Origin of the sequence: Kosakonia sp. AG348, from assembly GCF_003337365.1 — a bacterium.
In the GTDB taxonomy this organism is placed as follows: Bacteria; Pseudomonadota; Gammaproteobacteria; order Enterobacterales; family Enterobacteriaceae; genus Kosakonia.
This window is the reverse complement of sequence record NZ_QPJR01000007.1, coordinates 12,264-28,475: the sequence shown is the minus strand read 5'-3', so window position 1 is coordinate 28,475 and position 16,212 is coordinate 12,264. Positions and strand designations below refer to the sequence as shown.

Here is a 16,212-nt window from a genome sequence, read left to right as displayed (position 1 = left end):
AGTCGGTGTCATGACACAGCTTGAATTTCTCCGTCGCCGCCAGGTATTACTGGCGCAGATGGTTCCGGGCAGCGCGGCGCTAATTTTCGCCGCACCGGAAGCCACCCGCAGCGCAGGCAGTGAATACCCGTACCGCCAGCACAGCGATTTCTGGTATTTCACCGGTTTTAACGAGCCGGAAGCGGTGCTGGTGCTGATCAAAAGTGATGACACCCACAACCACAGCGTGCTGTTCAACCGCGTGCGCGACAAAACCGCCGAGATCTGGTTTGGTCGTCGCCTGGGTCAGGAAGCCGCGCCGGAAAAGCTGGGCGTCGATCGCGCACTGGCGTTCCCGGAAATCAACGAACATCTTTATCAATTACTTAACGGTCTTGATGCCGTGTACCACGCGCAGGGTGAATTCGACTATGCCGACACCATTGTGTTCACTGCGCTGGATAAGTTGCGCAAAGGCTCGCGTCAGAATCTGCTTGCGCCGCCAACGTTAACCGACTGGCGGCCGATGGTGCATGAAATGCGCCTGTTTAAATCTGCCGAAGAGATAGACGTGATGCGTCGCGCCGGGGAGATCTCCGCGCTGGCGCATACCCGCGCGATGCAGGTTTGCCGTCCGGGGATGTTTGAATATCAGCTTGAAGGTGAAATTCAGCACGAGTTTAACCGCCACGGCGCGCGTTATCCCTCCTATAACACCATTGTGGGTTCCGGCGTCAACGGCTGCATTCTGCACTACACGGAAAATGAGAGCCAGATGCGTGACGGCGATCTGGTGCTGATTGATGCCGGTTGCGAATACAAAGGATATGCCGGTGATATCACCCGCACCTTCCCGGTAAACGGTAAATTCAGCCCGGCGCAGCGTGAAATCTACGATATCGTGCTGGCCTCGCTGGAACGAGCCCTTGCGCTTTTCCGCCCAGGCACGTCGATCCAGGAAGTGACCAGCGAAGTGGTGCGTATCATGATTACCGGGCTGGTGAAGCTCGGTATCCTGAAAGGTGAAGTCGATGAACTGGTGGAAAAAAACGCCCACCGCCCGTTTTTTATGCACGGCTTAAGCCACTGGCTCGGGTTGGATGTACACGATGTCGGTGTCTACGGCAAAGACCGCTCGCGTGAGCTGGCACCGGGCATGGTGCTGACGGTTGAACCAGGTCTTTACATCGCGCCGGATGCCGATGTGCCGGAGCAGTATCGCGGTATTGGTATTCGTATTGAAGATGACATCGTCATCACTGAAGACGGCAACGAAAATCTGACCGCCAGCGTCGTGAAAACCGCTGACGAGATTGAAGCGCTGATGGCGGCATCACGTTCATGAGTGTGATTATCGTTGGCGGTGGCATGGCTGGCGCAACGCTTGCGCTGGCGATTTCTCATCTTACTCACGGCAAATTACCTGTTCATCTGGTAGAAGCCAGTATTCCCGGCGCATCCGCGCATCCGGGGTTTGACGCCCGCGCCATTGCGTTAGCGGCAGGCACGTGCCAGCAGCTGGCGCGTATCGGCATCTGGCAAACTATCACCTCCTGCGTAACGCCAATTTCAACGGTTCATGTCAGCGATCGCGGCCATGCAGGCTTTGTCACGCTGGATGCGCAGGATTACCACATCGATGCGCTTGGCTACGTTGTCGAACTGCACGACGTTGGGCAGCGGCTGTTCACGTTACTGCAAAACGCGCCCGGCGTGACGCTGCATTGCCCGGCGAAAGTCAGCGCGGTTGCCCGTGATGAGGGGCAGGTGAGCGTAACGCTGGAAAGTGGTGAATCGATTACTGGTCAGTTACTGGTGGCGGCAGACGGCTCCCGTTCACGCATTGGTGAGCAACTGGGTGTGGACTGGCAGCAAGCGCCTTATCACCAGGCGGCGGTTATCGCCAACGTCACCACCTCTGTGGCGCATCAGGGGCGGGCGTTTGAGCGTTTTACCCAACATGGCCCGCTGGCAATGTTGCCGATGTCACAAGGTCGCTGTTCGCTGGTGTGGTGTCATCCGCTGGAAAAACAGCGGCAGATTGCCGCCTGGTCTGACGAACGTTTCTGCCACGAGTTACAAAAAGCCTTTGGCTGGCGGCTTGGGCGCATCCTGCATGTGGGCAAACGCAGCGTTTACCCGCTGACGCTGACCGTGGCCTCTTCGCCTGTCTCGCACCGCGCGGTGCTGGTCGGTAATGCCGCGCAAACGCTGCATCCTATCGCCGGACAGGGTTTTAACCTCGGCATGCGGGATGTGATGACGCTGGCGGAAACGCTGGCTGAGGCGTGGGCGGCGCAGCGAGATGTTGGCTACTATCCCGTGTTGACGGGCTACCGCGATCGCCGCCATGCGGACAAAAAAGCCACTATCGGCGTCACCGATGGGCTGGTGCATCTGTTTGCCAATCACTGGATGCCGTTGGTCGTCGGGCGGAATGCCGGACTGATGGCGATGGAATTATTTACTCCGGCGCGCGATGCGCTGGCGCAGCGTACCCTCGGTTGGGTTGCCCGTTAAAGACAAAAGGAGCGAAGAGTGCAGAGTGTTGATGTTGCGATTGTCGGCGGCGGTATGGTCGGGTTAGCGCTGGCCTGTGGTTTACAGGGCAGTGGGTTGCGCGTGGCGGTGCTGGAGCAGAATGAACCGACACCGCTGGCGGAGGATGCGCCTCCGGCGCTGCGCGTGTCAGCGATCAATGCTGCCAGCGAAAAGTTACTGACGCACCTTGGCGTCTGGTCAAACATTATTGCCCAACGTGCCGGGCGCTATCACGGCATGGAAGTGTGGGACAAAGACAGTTTTGGCCGCATCGCGTTTGACGACCAGAGCATGGGCTACAGCCATCTTGGTTACATTATTGAAAACGCGGTGATCCACCAGGCGCTGTGGGATAAAGCCCGCCAATGCAAGGATGTCACCCTGCTGGCCCCGGCTGAGTTGCAGCAGGTGGCGTGGGGCGAAAACGACGCGTTTCTGACCTTAAAAGACGGCACCATGCTTACTGCACGGCTGGTGGTTGGCGCAGATGGCGCGAACTCCTGGTTGCGCAACAAGGCCGACATTCCGTTGACGTTCTGGGATTACCATCATCATGCGCTCGTGGCGACCATTCGCACCGACGAGCCGCATCAGGCGGTAGCGCGTCAGGTGTTTCACGCCGACGGCATTCTCGCATTTTTGCCGCTTAGCGATCCGCATTTGTGCTCAATTGTCTGGTCGTTGTCGCCAGAGCAGGCGAAAGCCATGCAGCAGGCGAGCGAGGAAGCATTCAACCAGGCGCTGTGCGTGGCGTTCGATAACCGTCTTGGGCTGTGCCGCGTTGAGAGCGAACGTCAGGTTTATCCGCTCACCGGCCGCTATGCGCGCCAGTTTGCCGGGCATCGTCTGGCGCTGGTTGGCGATGCAGCGCACACTATTCATCCGCTGGCGGGGCAGGGTGTTAATCTCGGGTTTATGGATGTCGCTGAGTTGATCACCGAGCTGAAGCGTCTGAGTCGCGAAGGTAAAGACATTGGTCAACATCTCTATTTGCGCCGCTATGAGCGCAGCCGCAAACACAGCGCGGCGCTGATGCTGGCCGGGATGCAGGGCTTTCGCGAACTCTTCTCGGGTGCAAACCCGGCTAAGAAACTGCTGCGCGATATCGGCCTGAAACTGGCAGATACCCTTCCCGGTGTAAAAACGCGGTTGTTACGCCAGGCGATGGGTCTTAACGATCTGCCTGAGTGGTTACGTTAACTGCATCACACTTTCCCTTCCCGGTCCCGGGAAGGGATGCCTCTTCCTCATTTGAAATATTCTAATTTCACCTCATTTTTCGGGTTAGATTTTCTCATGTCACGTTTTTTTCTTTTCGGGAAAATCCACTCTTTTACAGAGTGAAATGCTGCGCTCTCATCTGGTTTGTCGTTGATGCTGATTTTTTATGAAGGGTGAGGCGTTATTCAATAGAATAATGCTCTGGTGGCATTTTGTGCGTGACGGGTCATAAGCTAATGTGATGGACCATTTTTCTTTATGGTTAAGCACTGCTTTCGGTGATAAGTTCAGGCCAAAGAGAACGTTTGCGTCGACGCCGTAAAACGGTGTCGGCACCAGTTGTTTTGGCGCAAATCACGCCGCCGAAAAACGTGATGGCTCAGCTTATTCGACGAGGAAAAGATGGCTCAGCAGACCCCTTTATACGAACAACACACGCTAAACGGCGCCCGCATGGTGGACTTCCATGGCTGGATGATGCCGCTGCATTACGGCTCGCAAATTGACGAGCACCATGCGGTGCGCACCGATGCCGGAATGTTTGATGTGTCGCACATGACCATCGTCGATCTCAAAGGCAGCCGCACCCGGGAGTTTCTGCGTTATTTACTGGCAAACGACGTCGCAAAACTCACGAAGCCCGGTAAAGCGCTCTATTCCGGTATGCTAAATGCCTCGGGCGGCGTAATTGATGACTTAATCGTCTATTACTTTACCGAAGATTTCTTCCGCCTCGTTGTAAACTCCGCCACCCGCGAAAAAGACCTTTCCTGGATTTCCCAACACGCTGAACCTTATGCCATCGACATCACCGTCCGTGATGATTTGTCGTTGATCGCGGTACAAGGCCCGAACGCGCAGGCGAAAGCCGCCAGCCTGTTTACTGACGAGCAGCGCCGCGCCGTTGAAGGTATGAAACCGTTCTTTGGCGTTGAAGCCGGTGATCTGTTCATTGCGACCACCGGTTATACCGGTGAAGCAGGGTATGAAATTGCGCTGCCTAACGAAAAGGCGCCCAGCTTCTGGCAGGCGCTGGTTAATGCAGGCGTGAAACCTTGCGGCCTGGGCGCGCGCGACACGCTGCGTCTGGAAGCGGGTATGAACCTGTACGGTCAGGAGATGGATGAAGGTATCTCTCCGCTGGCCGCCAACATGGGCTGGACGATTGCCTGGGAGCCGCAGGAGCGAGACTTTATTGGCCGCGACGCGCTGGAACTGCAGCGTGAAAAAGGCACCGAACAGCTGGTTGGCCTGGTGATGACGGAAAAAGGCGTATTGCGTAATGAACTGCCGGTGCACTTCACCGATGCGCATGGCAATGTGCAAAAAGGCGTGATCACCAGCGGTACGTTCTCGCCTACGCTCGGCTACAGTATTGCACTGGCGCGTGTTCCCGCGGGGATCGGCGAAAATGCCGTTGTACAGATCCGCAACCGTGAAATGCCGGTCAAAGTCACTAAACCTGTTTTTGTACGCGCTGGCAAAGCTGTCGCGTAACCTTTTTATCTGGAGAGAATGAAATGAGCAACGTACCAGGCGAACTGAAATACAGCAAAGAACACGAGTGGCTGCGCAAAGAAGCGGACGGCACCTACACCGTTGGCATCACCGAACACGCACAGGAACTGCTGGGCGATATGGTGTTTGTCGATCTGCCGGAAGCGGGCGCGACCGTTAGCGCGGGCGATGATTGCGCCGTTGCCGAATCGGTAAAAGCGGCTTCTGATATCTACGCGCCAATCAGCGGTGAGATCGTGGCAGTCAACGACCAACTGGCGGATTCACCAGAGCTGGTCAACAGCGAGCCGTATGGCGAAGGCTGGATCTTCAAAATTAAAGCCAGCGACGAAGCAGAAATTGCCGCCCTGCTGGACGCAACAGCCTACGCCGCACTGCTCGAAGACGAGTAAATACGCCTTATCCTTCGCGTGGCAGACGCGTTGGCTTCCTCGCTCCCCCTAGTTGCTTACTGATGTCTGCGCCTGGGGATATGCTGCGTCGCCGCCTTCCTGCAACGCGAAGGGTTCAGCGTATTCAGGTAATTTCTACATCGATTCACTGCACGTTTCAGGAACCATCGCTCATGACACAGACTTTAAGCCAGCTTGAAAACCGTGGCGCTTTCATTGGACGTCACATCGGGCCGGATGCTCAGCAACAGCAGGAGATGCTGAACACAGTTGGCGCGGATTCGTTAAACGCACTGATTGGCCAGATCGTGCCAAAAGACATCCAGCTTGCAACACCGCCGCAGGTTGGGGAATCGACCACTGAGTTCGCGGCCCTGGCCGAGCTGAAAGCTATTGCCAGCCGCAACAAGCGCTTTAAGTCTTACATTGGCATGGGCTACACCGCCGTGCAGCTGCCGCCAGTTATTCTGCGCAACATGCTGGAAAATCCGGGCTGGTACACCGCTTACACCCCGTATCAGCCAGAAGTGTCACAGGGTCGCCTTGAAGCGCTGCTTAACTTTCAGCAGGTTACGCTCGATCTCACCGGGCTGGATATTGCTTCCGCGTCGCTGCTGGATGAAGCCACCGCAGCGGCTGAAGCAATGGCCATGGCGAAGCGCGTCAGCAAACTGAAAGGTGCCAACCGCTTCTTCGTCGCCGCCGATGTGCATCCGCAAACGCTGGACGTCGTGCGCACTCGCGCCGAAACCTTCGGTTTTGATGTGATTGTTGATGACGCGGCCAAAGTTCTTGATCACCAGGATGTGTTCGGCGTACTGCTCCAGCAGGTCGGTACCACGGGCGAAGTACATGATTACAGCGCGCTGATTAATGAGCTGAAATCCCGCAAAATTGTGGTTAGTGTCGCCGCTGATTTGCTGGCGCTGGTGCAACTGACTGCGCCGGGCAAACAGGGTGTCGACATTGTGTTCGGCTCCGCGCAGCGCTTTGGCGTGCCGATGGGCTACGGTGGCCCGCACGCGGCATTCTTTGCTGCAAAAGATGAATTCAAACGCTCCATGCCAGGCCGCATTATCGGTGTGTCGAAAGATGCCGCCGGTAACACCGCGCTGCGCATGGCGATGCAGACGCGCGAACAGCATATTCGCCGCGAGAAAGCCAACTCCAACATCTGTACTTCGCAAGTGCTGCTGGCCAACATTGCCAGCTTGTACGCGGTGTTCCACGGCCCGGCCGGGCTGAAACGCATTGCCGGACGTATTCATCGCCTGACCGATATTCTTGCTGCCGGTTTGCAGCGTGGCGGCCTGAAACTGCGCCACGCGCACTACTTCGACACCCTGTGTGTTGATGTCGCGGACAAAGCCGCCGTGCTGGCCCGCGCCGAAGCGCAGGAGATCAACCTGCGTAGCGACATTCTCAACGCCGTTGGCATCACGCTGGATGAAACCACCACGCGTGAAGATGTGCAGGTGCTATTTAACGTGTTGCTGGGCGATAAACACGGCCTCGATATTGATGCGCTGGATAAAGAGGTCGCGCTCGACAGCCGTTCTATCCCGCAGAGCATGCTGCGCGAGGATGCTTTCCTGACGCACCCGGTGTTTAACCGCTATCACAGCGAAACCGAGATGATGCGTTACATGCATTCGCTGGAGCGTAAAGATCTGGCGCTGAACCAGGCGATGATCCCGCTGGGTTCCTGCACCATGAAACTGAACGCGGCGGCGGAAATGATCCCGATCACCTGGCCGGAATTTGCCGAACTGCACCCGTTCTGTCCGCCGGAACAGGCAGAAGGTTATCACCAGATGATCGCCCAGCTCTCCGACTGGCTGGTAAAACTGACAGGGTATGATGCGCTCTGCATGCAGCCGAACTCCGGCGCGCAGGGCGAATACGCAGGCCTGCTGGCGATTCGTCACTACCATGAAAGCCGCAATGAAGGTCACCGCGATATCTGCCTGATCCCAAGCTCTGCGCACGGCACCAACCCGGCATCGGCGCAGATGGCGGGGATGCAGGTTGTGGTGGTTGCTTGTGATAAAAACGGCAACATCGATCTGGCCGATCTGCGTGCGAAAGCGGAGCAGGCGGGCGACAACCTCTCCTGCATCATGGTGACGTACCCGTCCACCCACGGTGTGTATGAAGAGACAATTCGCGAAGTGTGCGAAGTGGTGCATCAGTTTGGCGGCCAGGTTTACCTGGATGGCGCGAACATGAACGCCCAGGTGGGCATCACCTCGCCGGGCTTTATCGGCGCGGATGTGTCGCACCTCAACCTGCATAAAACCTTCTGCATTCCGCACGGCGGTGGCGGTCCGGGCATGGGGCCGATTGGCGTGAAAGCGCATCTGGCACCGTTTGTACCGGGTCACAGCGTGGTGCAGATTGAAGGGATGCTTACCCGTCAGGGCGCGGTCTCTGCGGCACCGTTTGGCAGCGCGTCGATTCTGCCAATCAGCTGGATGTATATCCGCATGATGGGTGCGGAAGGGCTGAAACAAGCGAGCCAGGTGGCGATCCTTAATGCCAACTACATCGCCAGCCGTCTGAAAGAGGCTTTCCCGGTGCTGTATACCGGTCGCGATGGTCGCGTTGCGCACGAATGTATTCTCGACATTCGCCCGCTGAAAGAAGAGACCGGCATCAGCGAACTGGATATCGCTAAGCGCCTGATCGATTACGGTTTCCATGCGCCGACCATGTCCTTCCCGGTTGCCGGTACGCTGATGGTGGAACCGACTGAGTCAGAAAGCAAAGTCGAACTGGATCGCTTTATCGATGCCATGCTGGCGATTCGCGCGGAAATCGAACGTGTGAAACAGGGCGAGTGGACGCTGGAAGATAACCCGCTGGTTAACGCTCCGCATACGCAGAATGAGCTGGTGGCTGAGTGGAACCACGGTTACACCCGCGAACTGGCGGTGTTCCCGGCTGGTTTTGCCAACAAATACTGGCCGACCGTGAAGCGTCTGGACGATGTGTACGGCGATCGTAATCTGTTCTGTTCCTGCGTACCGATGAGTGAATATCAGTAATACGCTGATTCGGCTATCTTTTAAGGGCGCTTCGGCGCCCTTTTACTTTTCAGGAGACACAGATGGCGATTGCATTAGTCACCGGTGGCAGCCGGGGAATCGGTCGCGCGACCGCGTTGCTGCTGGCGCAGGAAGGCTATACCGTTGCGGTTAATTACCACAGCAACAAGCCCGCTGCCGACGGCGTGGTGGCGGAAATCATCGCACGGGGTGGTCATGCGTTCGCGGTGCAGGCCGATATCAGCGATGAAGCGCACGTACAGGCCATGTTCGCGTGTATAGATGAAAAACCGGAACCGCTTACCGCGCTGGTCAATAACGCCGGGATCCTGTTTCAGCAAAGCCGGGTGGAGCAACTGAGCGCAGAGCGTATTAATCGCGTGCTGGCGACCAACGTGACGGGCTATTTCCTCTGCTGTCGCGAAGCGGTCAAACGGATGTCCACCCAACACGGTGGGCACGGCGGCGCGATTGTTAATGTTTCTTCGGCTGCGGCGCGCCTCGGTTCGCCCGGTGAATATGTGGATTATGCGGCCTCCAAAGGCGCGGTCGATACGCTAACGACCGGGCTGGCACTGGAAGTTGCGGCGGATGGCATCCGCGTGAATGGCGTGCGTCCGGGGTTTATCTATACAGAGATGCATGCCAGCGGCGGCGAGCCCGGGCGTGTGGACCGGGTGAGCAGCGCGATCCCGATGCGGCGCGGTGGGCAACCGGAAGAGGTGGCGCAGGGAATTGTCTGGCTGTTAAGTGACAAAGCGTCGTATGTTACCGGCAGTTTTCTGGATTTAGCCGGTGGCAGATAAGCACTCCTCTCCCGCCAGGGAGAGGAGTTAACAACGTCAAAGATTTTCGCCGTTGCTGGCAATCACTTCTTTATACCAGTTAAAGCTCTTTTTACGGGAACGCGACATATCGCCAGTGCCGTCATCGTGCTTGTTCACGTAGATAAAACCGTAGCGTTTGCTGTACTGGCCGGTGGTAAAAGAGACGCAGTCGATACAGCCCCAGGGTGTATAACCCATCAGATCCACGCCATCGTGGGTCACCGCTTTGACCATCTCTTTAACGTGTGCCCGCAGGTAATCAATGCGGTAATCGTCGTTGATGCTGCCGTCAGCTTCGACGTTGTCGTACGCGCCAAACCCGTTCTCCACGATAAACAGTGGTTTCTGGTAGCGTTCGTACAGCTCGCACAATGCATAGCGCAGGCCAACCGGATCAATCTGCCAGCCCCAGTCAGACGCTTTAACATGCGGGTTAGGGACACTGCCCTGGAAACCGGAGAGCGCATCGCCAGCACCGCCTTCCGCTTTCACCGCGTTAGTCATGTAGTAGCTGAAACCGAGGTAATCGCAGCACCCTTCGCGCAAAATCGCCTCGTCACCGGCTTCCATGTTGATGGTAAAACCACGGCGTTCCCATTCGTTCAGCACATAAGAAGGGTAGTAGCCGCGCAGTTGCACGTCGGTAAAGACATAACGCTCACGCATTGACTCCTGCGCGTACATCACATCGTCCGGCTTACAGGAGAAGGGATACAGCGGCACCATTGCCAGCATGCAGCCAATTTTCATTTCCGGGTTAATACGATGGCCGATTTTCACCGCCATGGCGCTGGCCACGAACTGGTGGTGCAGCACCTGATACATGGTCTCTTCCGGGTTTTCATGTTCGGTGTAGACCACGCCGGAACAGCAGTAGCCAAACAGCGGCGCGCGCCAGTTGCGCTGGTTGTTGATTTCGTTAAAGGTCATCCAGTATTTGACCTTATTCTTGTAGCGCTCGAAAACCACTTCGGCGAAGCGTACAAAGAAATCGACCACTTTACGGTTGGTCCAGCCGCCGTATTGCTGGACCAGGTGCAGCGGCATTTCGAAGTGGGACAGCGTGATGACCGGCTCGATGTTGTATTTCAGCAGCTCATCAAACATGTCGTCGTAAAACTTGAGCCCTTCTTCATTCGGCTGTTGCTCATCGCCCATCGGAAAGATGCGGGTCCAGGCGATGGAGGTGCGAAAACATTTGAAGCCCATTTCGGCAAACAGCTTGATGTCTTCTTTATAGTGACCATAAAAATCAACGGCTTCGTGGTTCGGGTAATATTTGCCCGCGACGACTTCCTGCGTGATTTCACGTGGAACACCGTGCGCGCCGCCTGTCAGAACATCGCAAATGCTCGGGCCTTTGCCGCCTTTATTCCAGCCGCCTTCTACCTGGTGCGCGGCAACCGCGCCGCCCCATAAAAAGTCTTTCGGTAAGGTCAATTTTTTCATTGTTGCTATTCCCGTTATATTGGCTGATAACGAGTCTAACAAAGGCGAATTAAATGTCACGATATAACAAATTGCCGCTGGGGTAATTTGTTACACCGAAAAAACATACTGTTTTTTTATGCTATTTTCTTCGCCAGTTTACGTCCCAGCGACTCGAGAATATAAATAACAGGGATTTGCGTAGTGATATCGTAGCCGCCGCTAATGCGCATTTGCGGCACATGCCAGGAGATATTAAAGTCCGCCAGTTTTGCCAGTCGGGAGTGTTCGTGGCTGGTGATCGACAGCACTTTGCAGTGGTGCAGGCTGAACTGGCTGGCAAAACGGAGGATCTCTTCCGTCTCGCCAGAAACTGAAAGAACAATTGCCAGCGCATTTTTTGCCATATCATTGGTAACCGGGAAATAAGGATCGTCGATATGGTTACTGAACTTGCCGATATTTGAGAAGAATCTTGCACCATATTTAGCCAGTGCACCCGATGTGCCTGCGCCGACAAATATAATGCGCTCGGAAGATAATATAATCTCAACGGTGTTATCTAATAATTTATCAAACTCATCATTGTTGACGCTTTTAAAAAAGCTGATCACTTCGCTGGCGCCAAAATTCGCTTGTGGCGGCTCATTTTGCTCTAAATATAATTTAAAACGTACGCGAAATTCAGAGTAACCTTCGCAGTTGAGCTTGCGGCAAAAGCGCAACACGGTCGTGGTGGAGACGCTCGCTGCATCGGCCAGTTCACGAATGGTCATGTACATCACTTTGTCGCGATTTTTGATGACAAAGTTGTAAACCAACATCTCCAGAGTATTCAGGCTGGCGATGGCGGAGTGAGTAAACATTGTCACGGCGATATCCTTTGCTTGCTGTAAACGTAGCCCAATGCAACCCGGCAGGCTTTTGCGTGCTCACATGCTGCCATAACTCCGGCGTCGTTTCCCTGACTTTTGCATTCATGGGGGCAGTCCGCGTCATGAAACATTCATCAACGATATTTATTTTAGCGTACAGGTGTGCACTGGAATCATTCTCAGTTACTCTAGTGTTGCGACGTTTTTTTGAGTTTTCCCGGAGTTACCATGGTTAAGAAATCTTTAATCGCACAGGGATACACACTGGCAGAGGAAATTGCCAACAGCATCAGCCACGGCATCGGGCTGGTGTTCGGTATTGTCGGCCTGGTACTGCTGCTGGTGCAGGCGGTAGACAGCAACGCCAGTATGACGGCGATTACCAGCTACGCGCTTTATGGCGGCAGCATGATCCTGCTGTTTCTGGCCTCCACGCTGTACCATGCGATCCCCCATCAGCGCGCAAAAGTGTGGTTAAAGAAATTTGACCACTGCGCCATTTATCTGCTGATTGCCGGAACCTATACGCCTTTTTTACTGGTTGGGCTGGATTCACCGCTGGCGCGTGGGTTGATGATTGTTATCTGGAGCCTCGCCTTACTGGGGATCCTGTTTAAGCTCACCATTGCGCACCGGTTTAAAGTGCTGTCGCTGGTGACATACCTGACGATGGGCTGGCTGTCGTTGATTGTGATTTATCAGCTTGCGACGCGGTTATCCGTGGGCGGCGTGACGCTGCTGGCTGTCGGCGGGCTGGTGTACTCGTTGGGCATCATTTTCTACGTCTGTAAACGTATCCCCTACAATCACGCGATCTGGCACGGCTTTGTGCTGGGCGGCAGCGTGTGTCACTTCCTGGCAATCTATTTGTACGTCGGACAAGTTTAAACGGTAGCGCCGGGCGGCTTGTGCCGGCCCGGCTGTAGCATGCGCGGATGTGTTAACGCGGATTATTCTTCTTCCAGCGAGTAGGGCAGAGGCTCAATGCTTAACGTATTGGCGTCGTCGCGTACGCGGAACACGCTGTCTGGTTCCATGTCATTATTCATCACGACCTGAACCAGCACGCGGCCATCGTCTAACTGAGTTGATGCCAGCACCGTACCGGTGCGACGCCAGTTTTCACCCATTTTTAACTCAAGATCTTCGCCTGCTTCCGGCGTGCGGCTGGCAGCGCCTGCCAGGTACCACAGCGCACGTTTGTTGGCTCCACGGAATTTCGCGCGAGCAACCATCTCCTGCCCGGTATAGCACCCTTTTTTGAAGCTGATGCCACCCAGCGCCTGCAGGTTGGTCGCCTGCGGAATAAACTGTGCGCTGTTTGGCTCGTCAATTACGGGTAACCCGGCTTCGATATTCAGCGCCAGCCACTGTTGGCTGTTATTAAGCTGTGCTTCACCGCGCAGTTTATCCGTCACCTGTTCTGCTGTTGCGACATCGGTAACCAGCAGGAACCGTTCGCCCGGATGTTCAAACCACAGAATGGTTGTTTCACCGTCTTGTACAACCTGCTTTTCGCTGTCCGGCAGGGTTGTGAAGAGATTAGCCAACGCGGCGCGAGCCTGAAAACCAGCAACGCCCAGCAGCACATGTTCGTCATCTGCGGCGATAGTGACTTTTGAAAATACGGCGTACTTTTTCAGTTCGCGCAACTGCGATTCACGCACGCTGCGGCGCAAAATCCAGGCAAACCCTTCCTGATAGTGAAACAACCGCATATTGCTCCACATTTTGCCTTTAGAATCGCAATGCGCCGCCAGCAGATGCTGATCCGCCGCCATCTTCGATACGTCAGCGGTAACCTGGCCTTGCAGATATTTCTCGCTATCCGCACCGGTAATGGTTGCCAGCGCCCAGTCATCGAGCGTCATAAGCGTCAGCGGCAGACGGGCAGATGCGGTCGGCTGACGCGGAGGAAATGGAGTAAAAGCCATAATAATGTCCTGATTAGCTTAACGCTGTGTTGGTACTTAATGGTAAAAGAGCCATTGTTCAATGCAAGCGATAAAGCATGCGATTTGTGCCATTGTGCGAGCATTGCGAGGCGCTACGCAGCACAGTGATAATTTTGCAGACGATGCGATTTATTCTGGAAGCTGGCCCGGGAAGCGAAATATTCCGCAAAAGGAATATTAAAAACACGTTACAATAGGCCTTCATGCCTATGAAGGGAGAAGAACATGGATATTAATAATAAAGCCCGTATCCATTGGGCCTGTCGCCGCGGAATGCGCGAACTCGATATCTCCATCATGCCTTTTTTCGAACACGAGTACGACTCGCTCAGCGACCATGACAAGCACCTGTTTGTGCGTCTGCTGGAGAGTGATGATCCGGATTTATTCAACTGGTTGATGAATCATGGCAAACCCCAGGACGCGGAGTTGCAGCGAATGGTGCAGTTAATTCAGACACGGAATCGGGATCGTGGTCCTGTGGCAATCTGATTTACGCGTCTCATGGCGCGCACAATGGATTTCGTTGTTACTGCACGGGCTGGTGGCGGCGTTCATTCTTTTTATGCCCTGGCCGTTGAGCTATACGCCGCTGTGGCTTTTGCTGCTGTCGCTGGTGGTTTTTGACTGTGTGCGCAGCCAGCGGCGGATCAACGCTTGCCATGGCGAGATCAAATTGCTGATGGATTCCCGCCTGCGCTGGCAAGGTGTGGAGTGGGATATTGTCGGTACGCCCTGGATGATCCGCGGTGGCATGATGTTGCGTTTACGCCGTGCGGAAGATGGGCGGCGCCAGCATTTATGGCTGGCGGCAGACAGTATGGATTCGCAGGAGTGGCGCGATCTACGCCGGATGATCACCCAAAATCCGGCGCAGGGGCTGCATTAAGGTGGGGGATGGCTCAGCCGAGCCGTTCCGCCATTTCCGTCAGTATTTGCTCGCACCAGCCTTGAATACGTTCATCGCTTAAATCGTACTGATTGGTTTCATCCAGCGCCAGCCCGACAAAGAGCTGCCCGTCGGCAATGACCGGTTTTTTACTGGTAAACTCATAGCCTTCTGTCGGCCAGTAACCGATGAATGTCGCGCCTTTGGGGGCCAGTTTGTCGTGGAGCATGCCGAGTGCGTCGAGGAACCATTCGCCGTAACCGAGCTGATCGCCCATGCCGTACAACGCAATGATTTTTCCGTCGAGATTGAGGTTATCAAGCTGATCCCAAATCGCTTCCCAATCTTCCTGCAGCTCGCCGAAATCCCAGGTTGGAATGCCCAGAATAAGCGCATCGTACTGTTCCATCAGGGCGGGAGCATCGTCTTTCAGGTTGTGCAGCGTCACCAGTTCCGGGCCGATAATATCGCGAATTTTTTCTGCCGCCATTTCGGTGTAGCAGGTGCTGGAACCGTAAAACAGACCGATATTCATAACGTAAACTTCTCGATTCTTGATGTGTCTTTTCACGCAGTGTACCAGAATCGTACATCAATCAGGCATAATGCAGCGTTTGAGTAAAGGAGACGCTGGATGGAACAGGATCTCGTACGTATCGAACAGTTTCTCGATGCTCTCTGGCTTGAGAACAACCTGGCGGAAAATACGTTAAACGCTTACCGCCGCGATTTGAAAAGCGTGGTGGAGTGGCTGCACCACCACGCCAGCAGTCTTGAAAAAGCGCAAAGCGATGATTTACAAGCGCTGTTAGCTGAAAGGGTGAGCGGTGGTTATAAGGCCACCAGCTCGGCGCGCTTGCTTAGCGCCGTGCGGCGTTTTTTTCAGTACCTTTATCGGGAAAAAATACGCAGCGACGATCCCAGCGCTTTACTCGCATCACCTAAATTGCCGCAACGTTTACCGAAAGACTTGAGTGAAACGCAGGTGGGCAGGCTTTTGCAGGCGCCGGTGGTTGACCAACCGCTGGAGTTACGCGATAAAGCGATGCTTGAGGTGTTGTATGCCACCGGCCTTCGCGTCTCTGAACTGGTTGGCCTGACGATGAGTGATATCAGCCTGCGCCAGGGCGTGGTGCGAGTGATTGGTAAAGGCAATAAAGAACGCCTGGTGCCGCTGGGCGAAGAGGCGGTGTACTGGGTCGAAAACTATCTGGAGCATGGTCGCCCCTGGCTGCTAAACGGTGTCTCGATTGATGTGCTGTTTCCCAGCCAGCGCGCGCAGCAGATGACGCGCCAGACTTTCTGGCACCGCATCAAGCACTATGCGGCGCTTGCGGGCATCGACAGTGAAAAGCTCTCGCCCCACGTTTTGCGCCATGCGTTTGCCACTCATCTGCTGAACCACGGCGCGGATCTGCGCGTGGTGCAAATGCTTTTAGGCCACCAGGATTTATCGACCACGCAAATTTATACGCATGTCGCTACCGAGCGACTGCGCAAGCTTCATCAACAGCATCACCCGCGGGCGTGAATGCTGACA

General features: G+C 55.2%; 15 protein-coding genes. 11 read left to right on the top strand and 4 right to left on the bottom strand.

Annotated features, from left to right (window positions below; all coding sequences use genetic code 11):
* Positions 1-10: 10 nt before the first annotated feature.
* The 7 genes from pepP (at position 11) to DFO56_RS16865 (ending at position 9,504) form a co-directional block, all read left to right on the top strand.
* Positions 11-1,324: a Xaa-Pro aminopeptidase gene (pepP, locus tag DFO56_RS16900; RefSeq protein ID WP_045512809.1), complete on the top strand. Its 1,314-nt coding sequence runs from the start codon at positions 11-13 to the stop codon at positions 1,322-1,324.
* On the top strand, positions 1,321-2,499 hold the full coding sequence (gene ubiH, locus DFO56_RS16895; protein ID WP_045512806.1) for a 2-octaprenyl-6-methoxyphenyl hydroxylase: 1,179 nt from the start codon (positions 1,321-1,323) through the stop codon (positions 2,497-2,499). The genes pepP and ubiH overlap by 4 nt, the downstream gene beginning before the upstream one ends.
* 18 nt (positions 2,500-2,517) lie before the next feature.
* Positions 2,518-3,720 (top strand): FAD-dependent 2-octaprenylphenol hydroxylase, encoded by a 1,203-nt coding sequence (gene ubiI / locus DFO56_RS16890; RefSeq protein WP_045512802.1) that lies wholly within the window; start codon positions 2,518-2,520, stop codon positions 3,718-3,720.
* 423 nt (positions 3,721-4,143) lie between these two features.
* Positions 4,144-5,238, top strand: a complete 1,095-nt coding sequence (gene gcvT, locus DFO56_RS16880; protein ID WP_020455143.1) for a glycine cleavage system aminomethyltransferase GcvT — start codon at positions 4,144-4,146, stop codon at positions 5,236-5,238.
* 23 nt (positions 5,239-5,261) lie between these two features.
* Entirely contained in the window at positions 5,262-5,651 is a 390-nt protein-coding gene (gcvH, locus tag DFO56_RS16875) for a glycine cleavage system protein GcvH (protein ID WP_045512799.1), read from the top strand.
* Positions 5,652-5,824: 173 nt separating this feature from the next.
* On the top strand, positions 5,825-8,698 hold the full coding sequence (gene gcvP / locus DFO56_RS16870; protein WP_045512796.1) for an aminomethyl-transferring glycine dehydrogenase: 2,874 nt from the start codon (positions 5,825-5,827) through the stop codon (positions 8,696-8,698).
* Positions 8,699-8,760: 62 nt separating this feature from the next.
* Positions 8,761-9,504 carry an SDR family oxidoreductase gene (locus DFO56_RS16865; RefSeq protein ID WP_045512793.1) on the top strand — a complete coding sequence of 248 codons (744 nt, stop codon included), beginning with the start codon at positions 8,761-8,763 and terminating at the stop codon, positions 9,502-9,504.
* 36 nt (positions 9,505-9,540) lie between these two features.
* Here DFO56_RS16865 and DFO56_RS16860 read toward each other — a convergent pair whose 3' ends face one another.
* Together DFO56_RS16860 and DFO56_RS16855 are read right to left on the bottom strand one after the other, a co-directional pair.
* On the bottom strand, positions 9,541-10,974 hold the full coding sequence (locus tag DFO56_RS16860) for a 6-phospho-beta-glucosidase (protein WP_045512790.1): 1,434 nt from the start codon (positions 10,972-10,974) through the stop codon (positions 9,541-9,543).
* Between the two features lie 116 nt (positions 10,975-11,090).
* The gene (locus tag DFO56_RS16855) at positions 11,091-11,819 is read right to left on the bottom strand and encodes a MurR/RpiR family transcriptional regulator (protein WP_045512787.1); all 729 of its coding nucleotides are present in this window, start codon (positions 11,817-11,819) and stop codon (positions 11,091-11,093) included.
* A 237-nt stretch (positions 11,820-12,056) separates the two neighbouring features.
* Between DFO56_RS16855 and DFO56_RS16850 the strand changes: the two genes are divergently transcribed.
* Entirely contained in the window at positions 12,057-12,716 is a 660-nt protein-coding gene (locus tag DFO56_RS16850; RefSeq protein ID WP_045512784.1) for a hemolysin III family protein, read from the top strand.
* Positions 12,717-12,778: 62 nt separating this feature from the next.
* Here the strand turns inward: DFO56_RS16850 and ygfZ are convergent, their stop codons facing one another.
* Complete coding sequence (gene ygfZ / locus DFO56_RS16845) at positions 12,779-13,762, bottom strand: tRNA-modifying protein YgfZ (protein WP_020455136.1); 984 nt, start codon at positions 13,760-13,762, stop codon at positions 12,779-12,781.
* A gap of 246 nt (positions 13,763-14,008) precedes the next feature.
* On the opposite strand from ygfZ, the gene sdhE reads away from it, so the two are divergent.
* Positions 14,009-14,275, top strand: coding sequence for an FAD assembly factor SdhE (sdhE, locus tag DFO56_RS16840; protein WP_020455135.1), 267 nt, complete (start codon positions 14,009-14,011; stop codon positions 14,273-14,275).
* On the top strand, positions 14,256-14,672 hold the full coding sequence (locus DFO56_RS16835; protein WP_020455134.1) for a protein YgfX: 417 nt from the start codon (positions 14,256-14,258) through the stop codon (positions 14,670-14,672). Before sdhE ends, DFO56_RS16835 begins: the two co-directional genes overlap by 20 nt.
* Before the next feature lie 13 nt (positions 14,673-14,685).
* On the opposite strand, the gene fldB is transcribed toward DFO56_RS16835, so the two are convergent.
* Positions 14,686-15,207, bottom strand: a complete 522-nt coding sequence (gene fldB, locus DFO56_RS16830; protein ID WP_020455133.1) for a flavodoxin FldB — start codon at positions 15,205-15,207, stop codon at positions 14,686-14,688.
* A 99-nt stretch (positions 15,208-15,306) separates the two neighbouring features.
* Here fldB and xerD point away from each other — a divergent pair, with 99 nt between their 5' ends.
* The gene (xerD, locus tag DFO56_RS16825) at positions 15,307-16,203 is read left to right on the top strand and encodes a site-specific tyrosine recombinase XerD (protein ID WP_045512781.1); all 897 of its coding nucleotides are present in this window, start codon (positions 15,307-15,309) and stop codon (positions 16,201-16,203) included.
* Positions 16,204-16,212: the final 9 nt, after the last annotated feature.